The following is a 16,602-nucleotide window of genomic DNA, read 5'->3' on the forward strand; positions in this document are numbered from 1 at the left end:
CCTCTTTCTTTAATCTTGTGTTCTTTAGCACGTTGATTTATATCATACGTTGCTTACTAGCTCAGGATTTTTTGATGAATAGTTGCTAATTTAGTTGCTAAAGACCCATCCAAAACCTGATTACGGGCTTTCACAATCACTCCACCCAAGATATGCTCATCAACAACTTGATCCAGGCTAATCGACTTGGCAGCAAATTGCTGCTTTAATTTTTCAGTCAATTTTGTTTCCTGATCAGAAGTTAATGGAATGGCCGTTGTCACTTCCACTCGTACATGTTGAATAGATTGATCGATCAGCTGTTGATACTGGTCAATAATGACCGGTAACAACGTTATACGCCCATTCGTATAAACCAAGGCCAATAATCGCTGGACTAAGTCAGTACTTTGACTGCCTAAAGTCTTTAGCAGATTCTGCTTGGCATTCTCAGTAATATTAGGAGCTGTTAAGGCCTTCATCAAGGTTGGGTCAGTTTGGATAACCATCAACACTGCTTGCAAGTCACTAGCTGTCGTTTCATCAGTGCCTTGCGCATGGGTTAATTCAAATAATGCAACTGCATAGCGCTTAGCAACCGCTACTCGATTCATTGCCATTATTTGCTCTCTCCCAATCCATCAATATAGGCATCAATTAATGCCTTTTGGTCTGACAAGTTCAATTCTTTTTGAATAATCTTTTGGGCAATCGTAACCGACAAATCAGCCACATCATTTTTGACCAGCGTCATCGCTTCATTACGATCTTGTTCAATCTGGGCAGCCGTACGTTCCTTTAAGGCTTTCGAATCCGCTTGAGCATCAGCAATCAACTGTGCACCTTGCTTCTTGCCTGCATCTTTAGCGTCAGAAACAATTTGATTAGCCTGCTGTCGGGCCGCAGCTAATTGTTCTTTCCGCGCTGTAGCTAATTGTTCTGCTTGCTCACGTTGCGTTTGTGCCGTATCTAAATCATTTGCTACCTTTTGCGCACGATCATCCATCATCTTGGTAACTGGACCCCAGGCAAACTTCTTTAGAAGTAGCATGAGGAGTAAAAAGGCAACCAAGACGAACAACAAGTTACCCAGAGCCAACCCTTCACTAGCACCCGCTAGAATAAATTGATCTAACATAATTAGTTGGCCTCCATGTTTTGCTTATTTGCTTAACAACATGAATGCAATCGCAATAGCGATAATTGGCACGGCCTCAATCAAGGCGACACCAATAAACATGTTTGAACGTAACTTTCCTTCTAATTCTGGTTGGCGAGCCATCCCTTCTAGCATCTTTGAGATAACTAATCCGTTACCAACTCCTCCACCAATAGCGGCTCCCGCAGCAGCCAAACCAACACCAATCGTTGCTAAACTACCTGTCATGACGTATATCCTCCTGAATAGGTTCTATATTATACTTCTAATTTTTCTGACGTATATACCATCGTCAGTGTAACAAAGACATATGCCTGGATTGCACCAATAAAGAGTGAAAAGGCAATCCATACGATTGTCATTAACATTCCCGGCACAAGCGACAATAATCCCGCTGCCTTAGCAAATTGCCAAAGTAGCGCCAACACAGTTTCACCAGCGAAAATATTACCAAAAAGCCGTAAGCCTAAGGTCATATAACTGGTGAACTGATCAATCAAGTTAATTGGTAATAAAGCAGGGTACGGACTTAGAAATACTGTTTTTACATACTTTTTAAATCCTAACTGACTCACACTAAGGTAATGTGAGATACCAATTGAAATTAAGGCCAACGTTAAGGCAATTAACGGATCAGCTGTAGGACTCTTCAAAAAAGTTACGCCGTCTACACTAATATGTAAGATTAGCCCAATTTGATTAGCCATAAAAATAAACATAAATAATGTGAAAGCATAGAACTTTAAATTATTACCAATTTGATTTGGCAACGATGTCTCCACAATGCCGTTAGTAAAGTCAATGATCATTTCCAATGCATTCTGCTTGCCCTTTGGTTTCATGGTCAACTTATGTGCCATCCAATAGAGAACAAAAAACACAATGGCCATCGTAATGGTCACTGAAATAATAACTGGCCAGTCAAATGTTAGCCCCGCAATACTAAATGATGCGGTCTTTTCACCCACAGAGATTCACCCCCTTTTCTCCCTTTTCATTGGTAACAGTCAGTCACCTAGGTGGCTCCGTCATCAATATATCATTATACTAACCTCTTCCATTTTGATTTTCAATTAAAAAAATTTGCAGTTTAGATATTGTGAATATACAAAGACTAGGCAGATAGGTGTTTGGTTCTTTTTTTCACAAACTTTTTTTATCCAACTTGTTTGTAGAGGCTATAGACTGGTATTTAGCCCGACATTAGGAAAAGGTCTGTTTGTTTAACAAACAGACCTTTTATGTTTATCTGATTATGAATGTAGTTGACGCTCTGATGCTGCTTCCTGAGGCAAAACTAAATTAAGAACAATGCCTAGGACCGTTGCAATCGCAACCCCAGAAAACTGTACTACCTGACTGCCTGTTCCCACCTGCAAGTAGGCATTTCCAATACCAATTACCAACACAGCTGAAGCAATCATCAAATTGCGCTTTAGATTAAAATCAACTTTGTTTTCAACCAAAATACGTAACCCTGAGGCTGCAATGACCCCGAATAGTAAAAAGGAGACACCACCAGTTACTGCACCTGGAATAGACTGAATGAGGGCTGATAACTTACCAACAAATGAGAAGGCAATCGCAAATAGCGCTGCCCCAATCAAAACATACACGGAATGCACCTTGGTAATAGCCATAACCCCAATGTTTTCACCGTACGATGTCACAGAAGGACCACCAACTAAGCCGGCAAAGATGGAGGCCGCGCCGTCGCCGGCCAGCGTACGGTGTAGACCCGGATTCTTAATAAAGTCCCGGCCAGTTAATTCATCTAAGACCATTAAATGTCCCAAGTGCTCAGTAATCGTTACTAAGGCAATTGGTGCCATAACAATAATGGCATTCCAATACATATGCGGCTGGTAATCAATAAAGGGAATATCAAAATCTGGCCAAGCTAGCCAGGCAGCCTCAGTCACTGGTTTCAAGTCGACTAGGCCAAACCAAAGCGCAAAGAGATAACCAACCACGATACCCAATAGAATAGGAATTAACCCCATAAACCCTGATAAGTACATATTAAAGAATATAGTCACACCTAGGGTAATCATTGCTACCGCAAAAACTCGCAAATCATAATGACCGTTTAGCACTGTTGCTGATTGAGCCGCAGAAGAAGATAATGATAATCCAATAACCATAATAATTGGGCCCACCACAATCGGTGGTAATAAGCGCTCAATCCAATCGGTACCAATGAGTGCCACAACTGCCGCCACAATTAAATAAACAACCCCCACAGCAATCACACCGGCAGCCACGCCAGGGTAACCTGTCGTCTTCATTAACGATACCATCGGTACAATAAAGGCGAAGGATGACCCCATATAAGCTGGAATCTTTTTCTTAGTAATCCAAATATGTAATAAGGTACCCACCCCAGAAGAAAACAATGCAATTCCGGGATTCAAACCAACTAATAGAGGTACGAGAACCGTCGACCCAAACATTGAAAACATATGTTGTAAGGACAGGCCTAACCACTGGAAGAATTTTGGCCGATCATCAACATCTAAGACAACATCATGTACTTGCTTCGTCATTTTCTCTCCTTCAATTTAAAAAACGGTGGTAGCAAAAAGAGCTGGTCCCCGCAGGTACCAGCTCTAGCTAAGTTCGATTAATTCATGAACCAACAAGAATAGTAGCTGCTTATCAGTCTCACAGGACTGGTTTAAAGCACAACAAATTTTTATTTAGTATACGCTACCCTTCATTAAAGAGCAAGCCTAATAGCTTATCACTTCAGCTGGTTCCACAAAGGAATCCAATAAGAGTGAAGCAGCTTGAATCTCAATAATGACTTCATCTTCTGGATGTGGATGTCCCTGTTTAAAGCCTTCGCTATCAGCAAACAGTGGCGCAATCTCAGGCCACGTTTTTGATGACACGCTGGCCCTTGCTTGATTGGTTGAAATACGCTTACCCCCTGGACCAGGGAAAGTTACAAAGGCGACTTGTTTATTGTGTTGGATTTGCGCTAATTTTGGTGTTTTCGGTGCAGAAACAACATAAAAGATATTTTCTGCTTTTGCATCTTGGGCAAACCCAACCACCCGCACAGATGGTTGCTCGTCCACGGCGGTTCCTAATACCATCATGTGCTGGGCCGCTGCCACATACTCTGTCAACTTAGTCATCCTAATCCCCTCTCTAGTTCAGTTGTTTACATTACTTACTTCTTTTAGTCTAGCAGGTTGATGAGTAAAAGCCTACAAAAAAAGTAGCAGCGTTAACCACTACTACTGATTCCTTTAGTGTGTTCCAAATAAACGATCACCTGCATCGCCTAAGCCAGGAACAATATAACCATTCTCATTTAAGCCCTCATCAAGGCCCGCCGTATAAATATCAACATCTGGATGCGCCTTTTGAACTGCAGCCACTCCTTCAGGGGCGGAAACAAGGGTAATTAACTTGATTTTATCTGCTCCGCGCCGCTTTAATGCATCAATGGCCATGTCAGCTGAGCCACCAGTAGCTAACATTGGATCGACCAACAACACCTCACGTTGGTCAATATCATCAGGTAATTTAACGAAATATTCCACCGGTTCTAGCGTTTCTTCATCACGATACATCCCAATGTGGCCAATTCGAGCAGCAGGGATTAACTTCATAATGCCATCAACCATACCTAAACCGGCTCGCAAAATTGGCACAATTGCCAATTTTTTCCCGGCTAGGATTTTTTGTGTTGTTGTTGTAATTGGCGTTTCCACTTCAACTTCCGTCATAGGCAAATCACGCGTGACTTCATAAGCCATTAAGGACGCAATTTCATCAACGATTTCACGAAACTCCTTCGTGCCAACCTTTTTATCGCGAATTAGGGTTAGTTTATGTTGAATTAAAGGATGTTCAAAAACAGTTAGTTTACTCATAATGTATTATCTCCAAATCTAGCCTTAATTGGCGTATTCAATCTGATCAAGTGGGAATTGCGCAGTTAAATCAAGCACGGCTTGCTTTACTTGTGCCAAGACCTGTTCATCCTCTGGATGACGTAAAACAGTCAAAATTAAGTTAGCCACCGTCCGTGCTTGTTCTTCTTTAAAGCCGCGCGTAGTGATCGCTGGCGTGCCAATTCGAATTCCAGAGGTTACAAAAGGGCTACGCGGTTCATTTGGAATCGCCTCTTTATTCGTCGTAATGTGCACACTGTCTAAGAGTTGTTGGACTTTTTTCCCTGACAAACCGGTCTTAGTTAAGTCCAGGTTAAAAAGATGATTATCAGTACCACCAGAGACCACGCGCACGTCATCGGCGGCGGCGAAAACATCCGCCATTGCCTTGGCATTGGCAACCACCTGACGACCATATTCCTTAAATTCTGGTTGCATGGCCTCATAAAGGGCAGCCGCTTTACCCGCAATAACATGCTCAAGCGGCCCACCTTGAGTACCTGGGAAGATGGCTGAATTTAATTGCTTAGCTAGATCTGCTTTGGCTAGAATCATACCACCCCGCGGACCGCGCAACGTTTTATGAGTAGTGGTTGTAACGACATCCGCAATTCCCACTGGTGAGGGGTGCACACCAGCTGCAACTAATCCGGCAATATGCGCCATATCAACCATTAGGTAGGCTCCCACCGAATCGGCGATCGCTCTAAAACGGTCAAAGTCAATAAAGCGTGAGTAAGCCGAAGCACCCGCTACAATCAACTTAGGGTGATACTCATCAGCTAAACGTTGTACCTGATCGTAGTCAATGCGTTCATTTTCATCCAACCCATACTCATGAAAATGATACATTTTTCCAGAAAAGTTCACCGCCGCACCATGGGTTAAGTGCCCACCTTCATTTAAGCCCATTCCCAAGACTTCATCGCCTGCATCTAATAAGGCTGCATAGACGGCCGCATTAGCCTGAGACCCAGAATGTGGTTGCACATTCGCATAGTCAGCCCCAAATAAAGTCTTGGCGCGATCAATCGCCAACTGTTCAACTTGATCGACATATTCTGTACCACCATAATACCGCTTGCCTGGGTACCCTTCAGCATATTTATTTGTCAAAATACTTCCTTGAGCAGCCTTCACCCCGGCTGAAGCAATATTTTCTGAGGCAATTAATTCTATATTATGCTCTTGTCGATCACTTTCGCGGTCAACAGCAGCCCACAACTCTGGATCAAATTGGCGATAATCGGTCATCTTGAACTCCTCCTCAGCTAACATCATTAATCAGGTAATTGGTATTACCTACAATCATAACCAACTAGACATTAATCTGTCCATAACTCACTTGCAAAATGACCTCCGGAAGCCTTACCTAACCGATTATTATAGGCCGCATTCTCTGATTGAGCAGGCATAGAGGCAACTAAAATCGTTTGCACCTCTTTTTGGTCATCAAAGTACCGTAAACCTGCAAACAGATTGGCTGCCGCACTGCGGGCATCATCTCCCAGTGACCAAACAAAATCCATGCCCGCCAACTGATGTTTTGCAATCAATGCATTGGGCAACATTAAACCAACCGGTGATAATTGGTCTTGGGCCCACACAATGGCCTGCGTCCACTCATCATCTCCAACCATATAAACGGCCTTATCTGGGGCATAATGGCGATACTTCATTCCCGGCGCTTTAGGCGCTTCACTAGGATCAAGAACCCGACTTTGGGACATGACAGAGCGTCCTAGTGCTTCTTCAATTGCTTCTGGTGTAATCCATCCTGGGCGCAACACTGTGGGCATATCCGTTGATAAGTCGATTACTGTTGACTCAACCCCAATCTTAGTAGGACCATCATCAAGAACACCCGCAATTTTGCCATGTAAATCATGATAAACATGCTTAGCTAAGGTTGGTGAAGGACGACCCGAAGTATTTGCTGAGGGGCCAACCAGCGGACTACCCACTTGGCGGATGAGGTCACGCGTTAAATCATTAGCAGGTAAGCGTACGGCCACTGTATCAAGACCACCAGTTACTGTTTTTGACAGCACACCAGGAACAACCGGCAAAATCATAGTCATAGGTCCAGGCCAAAAGGTTGCCATTAACGTTTTGGCCCATTCGTTTACCTGTGCAAAATCACTAACTTGTTCAACATCCGCAACATGTACGATCAAAGGATTATCAGAGGGACGTCCCTTAGCCGTATAGACCTTGCCAACTGCCCGCTCATTGTAGGCATCTGCACCTAATCCATAAACTGTTTCTGTCGGAAACGAGACTAGTGCCCCCCTTTTAAGTGCCTTAACCGCATCTGGCAATTCCTCTGCTGTCCATATCTTCGTTTCAACCATTCTATTTTATGCCTCCCGCTTGAGCTGAACCATTCGATCATGGCCACTCATATCTTGTTTTAATTTTACACTTACATGTGGCAATTGTTTGAATAGCTTTACCACTGCTGGTCCTTGTTGATAACCAATTTCAAAATAGGCCTGACCGCCAACCTTTAGATGCTCTAAAAGCTGTTGGGCTAACGCCTCATAAACAGCTAAACCGTCATGATCAGCAAAAAGGGCTAAGGCTGGTTCATAATCTAAGACCGACTGATCCATTGCAGTCTTTTCGTTTTCACTAATATAAGGTGGGTTAGAAATAATTAAGTCAAATTCAGGCTTAATATTAGTAAATAAATCACTCTCTACAAACTCAACAGCAGCCCCTAGCCGCTGTGCATTGAGTTTAGCAACTGACAAGGCCGATCTAGAAACATCACTCACCGTCACCACCCAATGCGGACGTTCATTAGCCACTGTTATGGCAATAGCGCCCGACCCTGTTCCAAGGTCTAAGACCTGAACAGGGGCAAGCGGCGAAAAACTATCCAAGGCCCAGGCAACCAACTCCTCCGTTTCCTGCCGTGGAATGAGGACGCGCTCATCTACCACAAATTCACGACCAAAAAAGGCTGCTTGGCCTAGCGCGTACTGAACTGGCTGACCAGCCTTAATTTTCTTGATTGCCTCTTTGAAATGGGTAAGTACATCATCAGCTAAGACAGTATTAACATTATTTGCTAACTGCGCATAATTCCACTCCATTAGACCGGTTAGCACATAATCCACCTGGGCCTGCCGTTCAACATCATCAACAATAAAGGGTTCTAATTGCCAAAGTCCCCATTCACGGGCAGCTGCAATTGTCCATTCGTCTTCAAACATAGGCTAGCCTTGACTCATGTTTTCAAGTTTAGCGGCTTGATCAGCAATAATTAAGGGGTCAATCACGTCTGCCAATTCACCATTCATGATACGATCCAATTTATTCAAGGACAAACCAATGCGGTGGTCTGTTACCCGATTTTGTGGGTAATTATAGGTGCGGATCCGTTCTGAACGGTCCCCGGTTCCAACAGCTGTTTTACGCTGTTCTGCATACTCGGCTTCATTTTCTGAAGCATAGTAGTCATATACACGCTGCTTCAAAATTTCCATGGCCTTGGCCCGGTTCTGTTGTTGTGAACGTTGGTCTTGCATCGCTACCACAATCCCAGTTGGCAAATGCGTCATTCGTACGGCAGATGATGTCTTATTGATATGCTGCCCACCAGCACCTGATGAGCGGTAAACATCAACACGTAGATCCTTATCCTCAATTTCAATATCCACGTCCTCATACTCAGGCATTACGCCAACCGTAGCCGTTGAGGTGTGGACACGTCCAGCTGATTCAGTTTCTGGTACTCGTTGCACACGGTGCGCACCATTTTCAAACTTTAACTTAGAGTAAACATTCTCCCCAGTAATCATCAGCACAATTTCTTTATAGCCACCAATTTCAGTCCGATTTTCATCGATTACTTCTACCTGCCACTTTTGTCGTTCGGCATAGCGGCTATACATATCATATAGGTCGGCGGCAAACAAGGCCCCTTCATCGCCCCCAGCAGCACCATGAATTTCCATAATGATGTTTTTATCATCATTAGGATCCTTAGGTAGCAGGAGCACTTTTAGTTCTTCTTCCAAAGATTCCTGTTGCTCAGTAAGCTCTTTCAACTCTTCTTTGGTCATCTCCTCTAATTCAGGATCATTCGTTTCAGCCAGTAATTCCTTGTCACCTTTGATTTCATGCATAACGGCTTCGTATTTTTTGTAAACTTCAACCGTCTCACGTAATTGCCCCTCTTCTTTAGACAACTTCAAAAAGCGCTTGGTATCAGCAATAATTTCTGGGTCTGAAATTAATTCGTTTACTTCATCATAACGGTCGACTAATGACTGCACACGCTCAAAAATATCATTCATATAGTTTAATTTCCTTTATTTATCTCTGATTTCATTTAAAAATGACTTTGGGGTTACCCGCTTAGCTAAGGCTGCTAAATCAGGATGATTATAGTGGTAACGACAAACTGGCAAATAACTGTCATCCCCGCCAATCTGCACTTGTTCCCCTTCATAAACCGGTTGGCCATCCGACAAACGCAGATTCATCGTCGCCTTGCGTCCACAGAAGGAGCAGAGTGTTTTCATCTCTTCAATTTTATCAGCATAGATTAACAGGGCTTCTGAGCCGGGAAATAATTGATTAAAAGCATCATTTTTTAAGCCAAAGGTCAGTACTGGAATCCCCAGCTCATCTACTACCTGAGCCAACTGTAAGACCTGGGTCTTGGTCATAAATTGAGCTTCATCAATTAAGACCGCCGCAATATCTGACCTTTGTTCATTAATCAAATCAAACAAATTATCAGTCTCATTAATTGCTTCGGCTGGACGAGTTAGTCCAATTCTAGAAGCAATTTCCCCCACCTGGGTTCGATTGTCCAAGGCACTCGTCAGCAACAAGACCTGTCGCCCCTGGGTTTCATAATTATGCGCAACCTTTAAAATTTCAATGCTTTTCCCTGATGCCATTGCACCATAACGAAAAAATAGTTGGGCCATCTGCTTCCCCCTTATCAACTCAATCAAACTTGATTGGACACTCATATATCAGTATAGCGAACTTCAAACTATAAAAAAAGGGCATGTCTCAATCGGAGACGGCCCTTTTTGTGTTAGAAGTATTCTGGTTCAATTTTAGCAATTTGATCAGCCCATGCGACTTCTGGATACCGCCGTTTTAAGATGGTTTCCAACACACGTAAGGTTAAATTACCGTTACGCGTAAATATAGGCCCATGAAAGTAGGTCCCATACACATTTTTATAGACTAATCCTTCGCCCCCATCTTCACCATTGTTTCCGTGACCTTTCAAAACCTGGCCAAGTGGTCGCTCCTTATCATCCAAGAAAGTGCGTCCCTGATGGTTCTCAAAGCCATGGTAAATATCCCCATTGGTTGGATCCTTAATTTCAATATTACCAATAAAGCGGTCATCAGGTTGATTCAGAGTATAGTGGTCCATGGCATGAATACCTTCAACCCGGCTGCCATCCGCTAGCAGAAAGTATTGTCCCAGTAATTGAAAACCACCACAAACCCCTAATAAAGGTCCGCCAGCTTCAATATAGCGTTTAATAGCAGGGGCCTTATTCGGTAAATCAGCAGACACAACTTGCTCTTCATAGTCTTGTCCACCACCGAACAGGACAAAATCATACTTATTCTCTTCAAAATCATTTTCTAGGGAGACTAGCGTTGTGTTTAAGGCCACATCCAGTTGCTGTGCATAATAGCCTAACGCCACGATGTTGCCATAGTCACCATAAGTGTTCATCAAGTCACCATACAAATGCGCTACATTAATCTGATACTTTGCCATGGCTTAGGCCTCCATTCCCGTTGCTTTAATAAAGCCAGCTTCCTGCAATTGGCTACGCAGTTGAAGCATGGCTGTATATGTTGCTGCAATATATACATGCTTCGTTGGCATAGCTTCAATTGCTGACACAATCTTTTTCAAATCGGGATAAACTGCTTGATCAGGATAGCCTGCCATCTTAAGACGTACGTACAAATCCTTATAACGCTCTCCACCGGTAGCCACCGCCTGAAGTTGGCTATCATGTAATGACTCAAAATCAGTGTCCCAAATCCAACTCGTATCAATTCCATCCGCATAATTAGCATTTAACAAGGCTAATAAGGAGAAGGGTTGTTCATCTGTCTTCATCATGTCAATTACCTGATTAGCACCCACCGGATTTTTGATTAATACAATAGTGACATCTTTGTCACCGACCTGGACAGCTTCTTGCCGACCGAAAACTTGTGCGTTTGATTCAAAAGCATGCCGTATTTGGTCTACCGTCACCCCCATGAACCGGCCGACTGCATAGGCAGCTAGGGCATTATAAATATTATATAAACCACCAATTTCAATCTGCAGGGTCTGTCCATCTATATCAAAATTAGAAAAGGTTGGCGTCAACTTATTTAATTTGGTTACAGCATAGGTCAATTGAGGACGCTTAAACTCATCGGTTACGCTAAAATAATCTCCTTGATTACCATAGGTTATAAAATGATAGTGCAAAACTGAGTTATCGCTAGGTGATAAGATACCGTCAGTATTATGAGGTGCATGCATATCCCCTTGGGCTGGCTCATGGTTAAATCCATAATAAACCTTTGGATTGGGTAAATTACCCCGCATAAAAATTGGGGAATCAGCATTGATAATCAAAGTTGCTTCTGGGAAAAGACGAATCCCCTTTAAGATTTTTTCATAAGTTGTATAAATCTCACCATATCGATCTAATTGATCCCGAAAGATATTCGTCAAGACAAAGGCAATTGGTTTTAATTGTTTTGCCACGGCCTCCACGTTAGCTTCGTCTACTTCTAGTAAGGCCAATGGCCGTTGGTGACTATTTTTTGGTATTCGAGCCGTCAGCATAGTTCCCGTAATGCCTTGCATCATGTTAGAGCCCGAAGGATTCGTAATGACCGTTTCATATTTTTCACTCAGCACGCGTGCTGTTAGCGCCGTAGTTAAGGTCTTACCATTTGTTCCCGTAACTAAAATTACGTCATAGTCTTGCGCCAGCTGACTCATCACATCGGGATCTAATTTTGTCGCTAATTTTCCAGGTAAGGCCGAACCTGCCCGATGTAACACATTATGTAAAACAAAATAGGTACTTCGACCGACCATGGTCGCTACTTTACTTCTTACAGTCATTTTATTCCTCCTCGTTATGGTTAGGCATAACGGTAACTCGCTTCCTTGATACTTTATTAGAAACGACTACTTCCAAATGAAAAACCAGGGATTATCACGATAATCCCTAGCTTACTAAACCCTTATTTGTCAAATTAGGCGTTGTAACTAAAAGAAAACTTAAAGCGCCTTAGGGCCTGGGGTAGAGGCAACTAAGGTCAGTTGGCCAGCCAATGTCCATTCTTTTATAGGACTAGGCAAGACCATACTCATCCCCTTCGTCAAGGAATAGCTTTGCTCATCAACAATTAGCTTACCACTACCTTCAATCACGGTCACCAGCGTATAGGGGGCCTGCGCTTGAAAATGGGCTTGCCCATCAATCTGCCAAAGAAAGACATTAAAATAAGGGGCCACCTGCAAGGTCGTTTTAACAAATCCCAGCCCCTCTTCAACCTGTGGGTTCGTCTTTACCGGCTTAAAAGGAACCTGAGTGACGGCCTTAGCATCAGCCAAGTGCAAGTCACGTTGGTGCCCCTGCGCGTCGATGCGGTCAAAGTCATAAACACGGTAAGTGACATCGGAAGATTGCTGTGTTTCTAACACTATCACTCCAGCTCCCAAGGCGTGTAAGGTACCCGCGGGTACATAGAAAAAATCACCAGCCTTAACTGGCACCGTTTGTAGCAAATGTTCCCAATCACCTTGATCAAGGGCCCGATCAAATTCGGCCTGACTACTTGCCTGATGTCCATAGTAAATTTTAGCGCCAGGTTTGGCCGCTAAGACGTACCACGATTCTGTTTTGCCTAATTCACCAGCATGTTGAGCGGCATAAGCATCATCTGGATGAACCTGTACAGAAAGGTCTTGTTTAGCATCTAGAATCTTGACTAGTAGCGGAAAGGACCGTTTTGGATCACCGTTGGCAAATAATTGTGGCTGTTGCGTCCATAACTGAGCCAAGGTTTTACCTGCGTAAAGTCCATTTTGTACTGTTGTTGGCCCATTTGGATGACCTGAAATTACCCAAGCCTCTCCTGTATGATCACTGGGAATCTCAAAACCATAATCATCCTTTAAGCCTGTTCCACCCCATATCTTTTCATGCAATGCTGCTGTCAAAAATAATGGTGCCATCTTGTCACTCTCCTACCTTCCTAAACTGGTGATTTCTCCGCCAGCAACTAAACTAATTTCAGATAAACGCTGGGCACAAAACCATGGTTTTCTACGTGGTACCAAACCACACCTGACGGATCGTCCACCCGCTCACTAATTTCTACCCGCGCGCCATGCACTAAACGTCCAATCTCACGCCCATAAGGTTGCCGGTAAACCGCAATATCTTGGCTGGGTACATAATCAACGATGGCTGCGTGCTGGAAGGGTTTTGGTTGCCAAGTCGTTGGCCGATTCCAGTCAGCTTGCCGTTGCCGATGAATTCCATCATCATCACGCAAGCGCATCGTTTTCATTGAATAAGGTAACCAACGCGAATCTGCTAGTTGATACCAAAACTGACCATCCTTGGTTGCTACCCGTTGGACCACCTTGACAATCGTCCCTGGAAAAAGGGTAGCCCCATCTGGCTCACCCTCTACTCGGGTATAAGTAGACGTTTGACTATTAATTTGTAAATATTTACTGCTAAGCTGTTCTGTTTCTGCATACTCAGCCTGCCGGTAATAAAAGGTTACTGTTCGCATTTCATCATTAAAGATCCCCGTTACTGGTCCATCAACACGAACAAACTGATAATGTTCAATTTGAGCTGGTTCGACTTGATAAGCATCACCAACCGCTCCTTGGATTAAGCGACTTGGGGCCACCTGCCAGTTGGTATCAATATCTTTTGAATAAACCCATACGGGCATTCCCTCTAGCTTAAATTCGCGCATGCACTCTGGTCCTCTCTAACTTTCAGTCTTACTTACATTGTAGCAAGTTAATCCAATTAAACCAGTTTTTTAAAGCCAGCTTTTACCATTTGTTAGTTATTGCCCGCACCCCTTCAAGTTAGATATTGACACAGTGTCATTATAGATGCTAAACTAAGGCCAGAAATTGACACAGTGTCATCTTAAATTTATTTTTGATAGGAGGATGATCAAAATGGCATCTAAAACCTTTAAAACGTTAAAGCCAGCCAAAAAAAAAGTCATCCTGACAGCTCTTTACCATGAATTCAGTCAATATCCCTTAAGTGAAGCCCAGGTGGCCCGTATTGTAGCCGAAGCTAAAATTTCACGTGGCTCCTTTTACGTCTACTTTACCGATTTAACTGATGCCTACTATAGTCTCTTTAACTACGTTATTCATGATATTCATCAGGGCGTAAAGGACAAAGCGGGCTCCCCTGTAGAGCAAACCATCCGGTATATTCGGCGCCTTCATGACAATCCTTATACTCCTCTTCTCCAAATGCACTATCGGGTAAACGAGAGTATTTTGGCTGAGTATGATGCTTGCCCAGCAGAAAATTTACTACCACCTGACCCTAAGGAAGACGTCATTCATGACTGGCTTATCGAGCATCTAACCCATGAAGCTTTAATCAATAGTTTCCGCTATCCAAAACAAGTCGAAAACATTATTGACACATTAATTGCTAGCAGCAATTACCTTAACCATCAACTATGATAAAAGGAGTTATCCCTATGTTTTTAGCATTGCGCGAAATTAAACATGAAAAAATTCGTTACACCCTCATTGTCGCTGTAATCGCTCTGATTAGCTATTTGATTTTTATTCTGTCTGCGCTGGCCTTAGGATTAGCCAATCAGAACACTGCTGCCATTAAATCGTGGCAAGTGCAGTCGATTGCCCTAAACAAGGATGCAAATGCTAGTTTAGGCCAGTCCCTTCTAACCAAAGCTGACCTAGATGCCATCCCAAAGTCCGCTAAAACAGCGACGATTGGCATAAGCCCGATTTCAGCCAAAGATAGCCAGGGCAAACACGATACTGTGTCTGCACAATTCGTAGGCCTAAACCAAACCGAATATGTTGCCCGCAATCTCAAACCCATCCAAGGTCGCACTGCTAAAAATAACCATGAGGTAGTGGTTAGTGACAAATTTAAGGATGCTGGCTATCAGCTAAATGATAAGCTCTCTCTTGGCCTGGCCAAGGGTTCCTACCAGATTGTCGGTTTTGTTAAGAATGCAACTTACAATATCGGCCCTGTGGTCTATGGCTCTTTAAAAGACTGGCAAGCAGTGAAAGGTGTTAATCCGACGCTAGTTGCTAGTGGCGTGATTAACCAAGATTCATTTAAGGCCTTTGACCACCCAAAGGCCGTCACCGTAATTGACCGGCAAACCCTCTTTGATAAGTTACCTGGTTATCAGGCACAAAACTTAACTTTCGCCTTTATGATTGGCTTTTTAGCCGTTATTTCCTTGCTCATTATTACCATTTTCTTGTACATCTTAACAGTTCAAAAAAAGCCAAGTTTGGCTGTCTTACGCGCACAAGGAATACCTAGTCAATTTCTAATTAAAAACACCTTTAATCAGACCCTACTCATTTTGGTGGTAGGTGTTGCCCTTAGTTTTTCTTTGGCTCTGCTTACTAGCCACTTACTCCCAGCAGCCGTCCCTATGTACTTTGATATTCCTTTGCTTTCTATCATGTCAGGTGGGATTATTATCACCGGCTTGCTTGGTTCATTAATTCCTATCGTTATTATTAGTCGGATTGATCCGATCACAGTCATTGGAGGTTAATATGTCCGTTTTACAACTTACCGATGTTTCCAAACGTTTTGGTTCAGGTACCAGTCAAGTTACTGCACTAAAAGATGTGAATTTTACCGCTGATAATGGCGAACTAGTTCTCATTGTTGGCCCTTCAGGTTCTGGTAAAAGTACCTTCTTAACTATTCTGGGCGGTTTACAACAACCGACGTCTGGACAGGTTAAAATTCAAAATCAGGCCATACATCAACTTTCTAAGCGTGCTTTAGAAAAAATCCGTTTAAATGAAATTGGTTTTGTTTTACAAGCCTACAATCTCGTACCCTATTTAACCGTGACGGATCAATTTAAACTAGTTGATCAAGTTAAAAAAAGTGCCAACTTACCTACCGAAACCTTTCAAGCCTTACTGAATGAACTGGGTATTGAACCCTTGCTAAAAAAGTATCCTGATGAACTATCAGGTGGTCAGGCCCAACGGGTTGCTATTGCCCGTGCCCTCTATGCTAACCCCAACATCATCCTAGCCGATGAACCAACGGCAGCCCTTGATACGGCACGTGTAGAAGAGGTGGGCCGGATGTTCGCACACATTGCTCATCAACAAAAAAAGGCAGTTATTGTCGTGACCCACGATACGCGCTTAGAAACTTATGCTGATAAAATTTATAACATTACAGATGGTAAGCTTAGCCAAGTTAAATAAGTAAAAAAGGCGTCGCTCTTCGAGCGACGCCTTTTTTA

At 43.2% G+C, this 16,602-nt stretch carries 19 protein-coding genes; 3 read left to right on the forward strand and 16 right to left on the reverse strand.

The window, feature by feature from the left end; all coding sequences use genetic code 11:
• Positions 1 to 56: 56 nt before the first annotated feature.
• The 16 genes from atpH to G414_RS0104080 all read right to left on the reverse strand — a co-directional run bounded on the left by atpH (position 57) and on the right by G414_RS0104080 (position 14,058).
• Complete coding sequence (gene atpH, locus G414_RS0104005; RefSeq protein ID WP_022791572.1) at positions 57 to 599, reverse strand: ATP synthase F1 subunit delta; 543 nt, start codon at positions 597 to 599, stop codon at positions 57 to 59.
• Positions 599 to 1,117, reverse strand: a complete 519-nt coding sequence (atpF, locus tag G414_RS0104010; protein ID WP_022791573.1) for a F0F1 ATP synthase subunit B — start codon at positions 1,115 to 1,117, stop codon at positions 599 to 601. The genes atpH and atpF overlap by 1 nt, the downstream gene beginning before the upstream one ends.
• 24 nt (positions 1,118 to 1,141) lie before the next feature.
• On the reverse strand, positions 1,142 to 1,366 hold the full coding sequence (atpE, locus tag G414_RS0104015) for a F0F1 ATP synthase subunit C (RefSeq protein ID WP_022791574.1): 225 nt from the start codon (positions 1,364 to 1,366) through the stop codon (positions 1,142 to 1,144).
• Between the two features lie 29 nt (positions 1,367 to 1,395).
• The gene (gene atpB / locus G414_RS0104020) at positions 1,396 to 2,106 is read right to left on the reverse strand and encodes a F0F1 ATP synthase subunit A (protein ID WP_022791575.1); all 711 of its coding nucleotides are present in this window, start codon (positions 2,104 to 2,106) and stop codon (positions 1,396 to 1,398) included.
• A gap of 285 nt (positions 2,107 to 2,391) precedes the next feature.
• Positions 2,392 to 3,684 (reverse strand): solute carrier family 23 protein, encoded by a 1,293-nt coding sequence (locus G414_RS0104025; protein ID WP_022791576.1) that lies wholly within the window; start codon positions 3,682 to 3,684, stop codon positions 2,392 to 2,394.
• Between the two features lie 186 nt (positions 3,685 to 3,870).
• Positions 3,871 to 4,281: a pyridoxamine 5'-phosphate oxidase family protein gene (locus G414_RS0104030; RefSeq protein ID WP_022791577.1), complete on the reverse strand. Its 411-nt coding sequence runs from the start codon at positions 4,279 to 4,281 to the stop codon at positions 3,871 to 3,873.
• A gap of 114 nt (positions 4,282 to 4,395) precedes the next feature.
• Entirely contained in the window at positions 4,396 to 5,025 is a 630-nt protein-coding gene (gene upp / locus G414_RS0104035; protein WP_022791578.1) for a uracil phosphoribosyltransferase, read from the reverse strand.
• A 24-nt stretch (positions 5,026 to 5,049) separates the two neighbouring features.
• Complete coding sequence (glyA, locus tag G414_RS0104040; RefSeq protein WP_022791579.1) at positions 5,050 to 6,300, reverse strand: serine hydroxymethyltransferase; 1,251 nt, start codon at positions 6,298 to 6,300, stop codon at positions 5,050 to 5,052.
• A gap of 71 nt (positions 6,301 to 6,371) precedes the next feature.
• The gene (locus tag G414_RS0104045) at positions 6,372 to 7,400 is read right to left on the reverse strand and encodes an L-threonylcarbamoyladenylate synthase (RefSeq protein ID WP_022791580.1); all 1,029 of its coding nucleotides are present in this window, start codon (positions 7,398 to 7,400) and stop codon (positions 6,372 to 6,374) included.
• Between the two features lie 6 nt (positions 7,401 to 7,406).
• Positions 7,407 to 8,267: a peptide chain release factor N(5)-glutamine methyltransferase gene (gene prmC / locus G414_RS0104050; RefSeq protein WP_022791581.1), complete on the reverse strand. Its 861-nt coding sequence runs from the start codon at positions 8,265 to 8,267 to the stop codon at positions 7,407 to 7,409.
• 3 nt (positions 8,268 to 8,270) lie between these two features.
• Positions 8,271 to 9,353 (reverse strand): peptide chain release factor 1, encoded by a 1,083-nt coding sequence (gene prfA / locus G414_RS0104055; protein WP_022791582.1) that lies wholly within the window; start codon positions 9,351 to 9,353, stop codon positions 8,271 to 8,273.
• A gap of 15 nt (positions 9,354 to 9,368) precedes the next feature.
• Positions 9,369 to 9,995, reverse strand: coding sequence for a thymidine kinase (locus G414_RS0104060; protein ID WP_022791583.1), 627 nt, complete (start codon positions 9,993 to 9,995; stop codon positions 9,369 to 9,371).
• Between the two features lie 113 nt (positions 9,996 to 10,108).
• Positions 10,109 to 10,816, reverse strand: a complete 708-nt coding sequence (locus tag G414_RS0104065; protein ID WP_022791584.1) for a type 1 glutamine amidotransferase — start codon at positions 10,814 to 10,816, stop codon at positions 10,109 to 10,111.
• Between the two features lie 3 nt (positions 10,817 to 10,819).
• Complete coding sequence (locus G414_RS0104070) at positions 10,820 to 12,178, reverse strand: Mur ligase family protein (RefSeq protein WP_022791585.1); 1,359 nt, start codon at positions 12,176 to 12,178, stop codon at positions 10,820 to 10,822.
• Between the two features lie 159 nt (positions 12,179 to 12,337).
• Positions 12,338 to 13,297: a mannose-6-phosphate isomerase, class I gene (gene manA / locus G414_RS0104075; RefSeq protein ID WP_022791586.1), complete on the reverse strand. Its 960-nt coding sequence runs from the start codon at positions 13,295 to 13,297 to the stop codon at positions 12,338 to 12,340.
• A gap of 47 nt (positions 13,298 to 13,344) precedes the next feature.
• Positions 13,345 to 14,058 carry a MucBP domain-containing protein gene (locus G414_RS0104080; protein ID WP_022791587.1) on the reverse strand — a complete coding sequence of 238 codons (714 nt, stop codon included), beginning with the start codon at positions 14,056 to 14,058 and terminating at the stop codon, positions 13,345 to 13,347.
• Positions 14,059 to 14,272: 214 nt separating this feature from the next.
• Here G414_RS0104080 and G414_RS07255 point away from each other — a divergent pair, with 214 nt between their 5' ends.
• The 3 genes from G414_RS07255 to G414_RS0104095 are packed head-to-tail and all read left to right on the forward strand — an operon-like array spanning position 14,273 to position 16,564.
• Complete coding sequence (locus tag G414_RS07255) at positions 14,273 to 14,800, forward strand: TetR/AcrR family transcriptional regulator (RefSeq protein ID WP_022791588.1); 528 nt, start codon at positions 14,273 to 14,275, stop codon at positions 14,798 to 14,800.
• Between the two features lie 17 nt (positions 14,801 to 14,817).
• Positions 14,818 to 15,888: an ABC transporter permease gene (locus G414_RS0104090; protein WP_022791589.1), complete on the forward strand. Its 1,071-nt coding sequence runs from the start codon at positions 14,818 to 14,820 to the stop codon at positions 15,886 to 15,888.
• 1 nt (position 15,889) lies between these two features.
• The gene (locus tag G414_RS0104095; protein WP_022791590.1) at positions 15,890 to 16,564 is read left to right on the forward strand and encodes an ABC transporter ATP-binding protein; all 675 of its coding nucleotides are present in this window, start codon (positions 15,890 to 15,892) and stop codon (positions 16,562 to 16,564) included.
• The last annotated feature ends 38 nt before the right edge of the window (positions 16,565 to 16,602 follow it).

It is taken from the genome of Weissella halotolerans DSM 20190, from assembly GCF_000420365.1.
In the GTDB taxonomy this organism is placed as follows: Bacteria; Bacillota; Bacilli; order Lactobacillales; family Lactobacillaceae; genus Weissella; species Weissella halotolerans.

Excerpts from the sequence above, each read along its gene's own strand:
- prfA (WP_022791582.1), bottom strand. The coding sequence starts at position 9,353 with ATGAATGATATTTTTGAGCGTGTGCAGTCATTAGTCGACCGTTATGAT.
- atpF (WP_022791573.1), bottom strand. The coding sequence starts at position 1,117 with ATGTTAGATCAATTTATTCTAGCGGGTGCTAGTGAAGGGTTGGCTCTG.
- manA (WP_022791586.1), bottom strand. The coding sequence starts at position 13,297 with ATGGCACCATTATTTTTGACAGCAGCATTGCATGAAAAGATATGGGGT.
- prmC (WP_022791581.1), bottom strand. The coding sequence starts at position 8,267 with ATGTTTGAAGACGAATGGACAATTGCAGCTGCCCGTGAATGGGGACTT.
- G414_RS0104045 (WP_022791580.1), bottom strand. The coding sequence starts at position 7,400 with ATGGTTGAAACGAAGATATGGACAGCAGAGGAATTGCCAGATGCGGTT.
- G414_RS0104030 (WP_022791577.1), bottom strand. The coding sequence starts at position 4,281 with ATGACTAAGTTGACAGAGTATGTGGCAGCGGCCCAGCACATGATGGTA.
- G414_RS07255 (WP_022791588.1), top strand. The coding sequence starts at position 14,273 with ATGGCATCTAAAACCTTTAAAACGTTAAAGCCAGCCAAAAAAAAAGTC.
- G414_RS0104080 (WP_022791587.1), bottom strand. The coding sequence starts at position 14,058 with ATGCGCGAATTTAAGCTAGAGGGAATGCCCGTATGGGTTTATTCAAAA.
- G414_RS0104095 (WP_022791590.1), top strand. The coding sequence starts at position 15,890 with ATGTCCGTTTTACAACTTACCGATGTTTCCAAACGTTTTGGTTCAGGT.
- G414_RS0104060 (WP_022791583.1), bottom strand. The coding sequence starts at position 9,995 with ATGGCCCAACTATTTTTTCGTTATGGTGCAATGGCATCAGGGAAAAGC.
- G414_RS0104025 (WP_022791576.1), bottom strand. The coding sequence starts at position 3,684 with ATGACGAAGCAAGTACATGATGTTGTCTTAGATGTTGATGATCGGCCA.
- G414_RS0104065 (WP_022791584.1), bottom strand. The coding sequence starts at position 10,816 with ATGGCAAAGTATCAGATTAATGTAGCGCATTTGTATGGTGACTTGATG.
- upp (WP_022791578.1), bottom strand. The coding sequence starts at position 5,025 with ATGAGTAAACTAACTGTTTTTGAACATCCTTTAATTCAACATAAACTA.
- atpH (WP_022791572.1), bottom strand. The coding sequence starts at position 599 with ATGGCAATGAATCGAGTAGCGGTTGCTAAGCGCTATGCAGTTGCATTA.
- atpE (WP_022791574.1), bottom strand. The coding sequence starts at position 1,366 with ATGACAGGTAGTTTAGCAACGATTGGTGTTGGTTTGGCTGCTGCGGGA.
- G414_RS0104070 (WP_022791585.1), bottom strand. The coding sequence starts at position 12,178 with ATGACTGTAAGAAGTAAAGTAGCGACCATGGTCGGTCGAAGTACCTAT.
- G414_RS0104090 (WP_022791589.1), top strand. The coding sequence starts at position 14,818 with ATGTTTTTAGCATTGCGCGAAATTAAACATGAAAAAATTCGTTACACC.
- glyA (WP_022791579.1), bottom strand. The coding sequence starts at position 6,300 with ATGACCGATTATCGCCAATTTGATCCAGAGTTGTGGGCTGCTGTTGAC.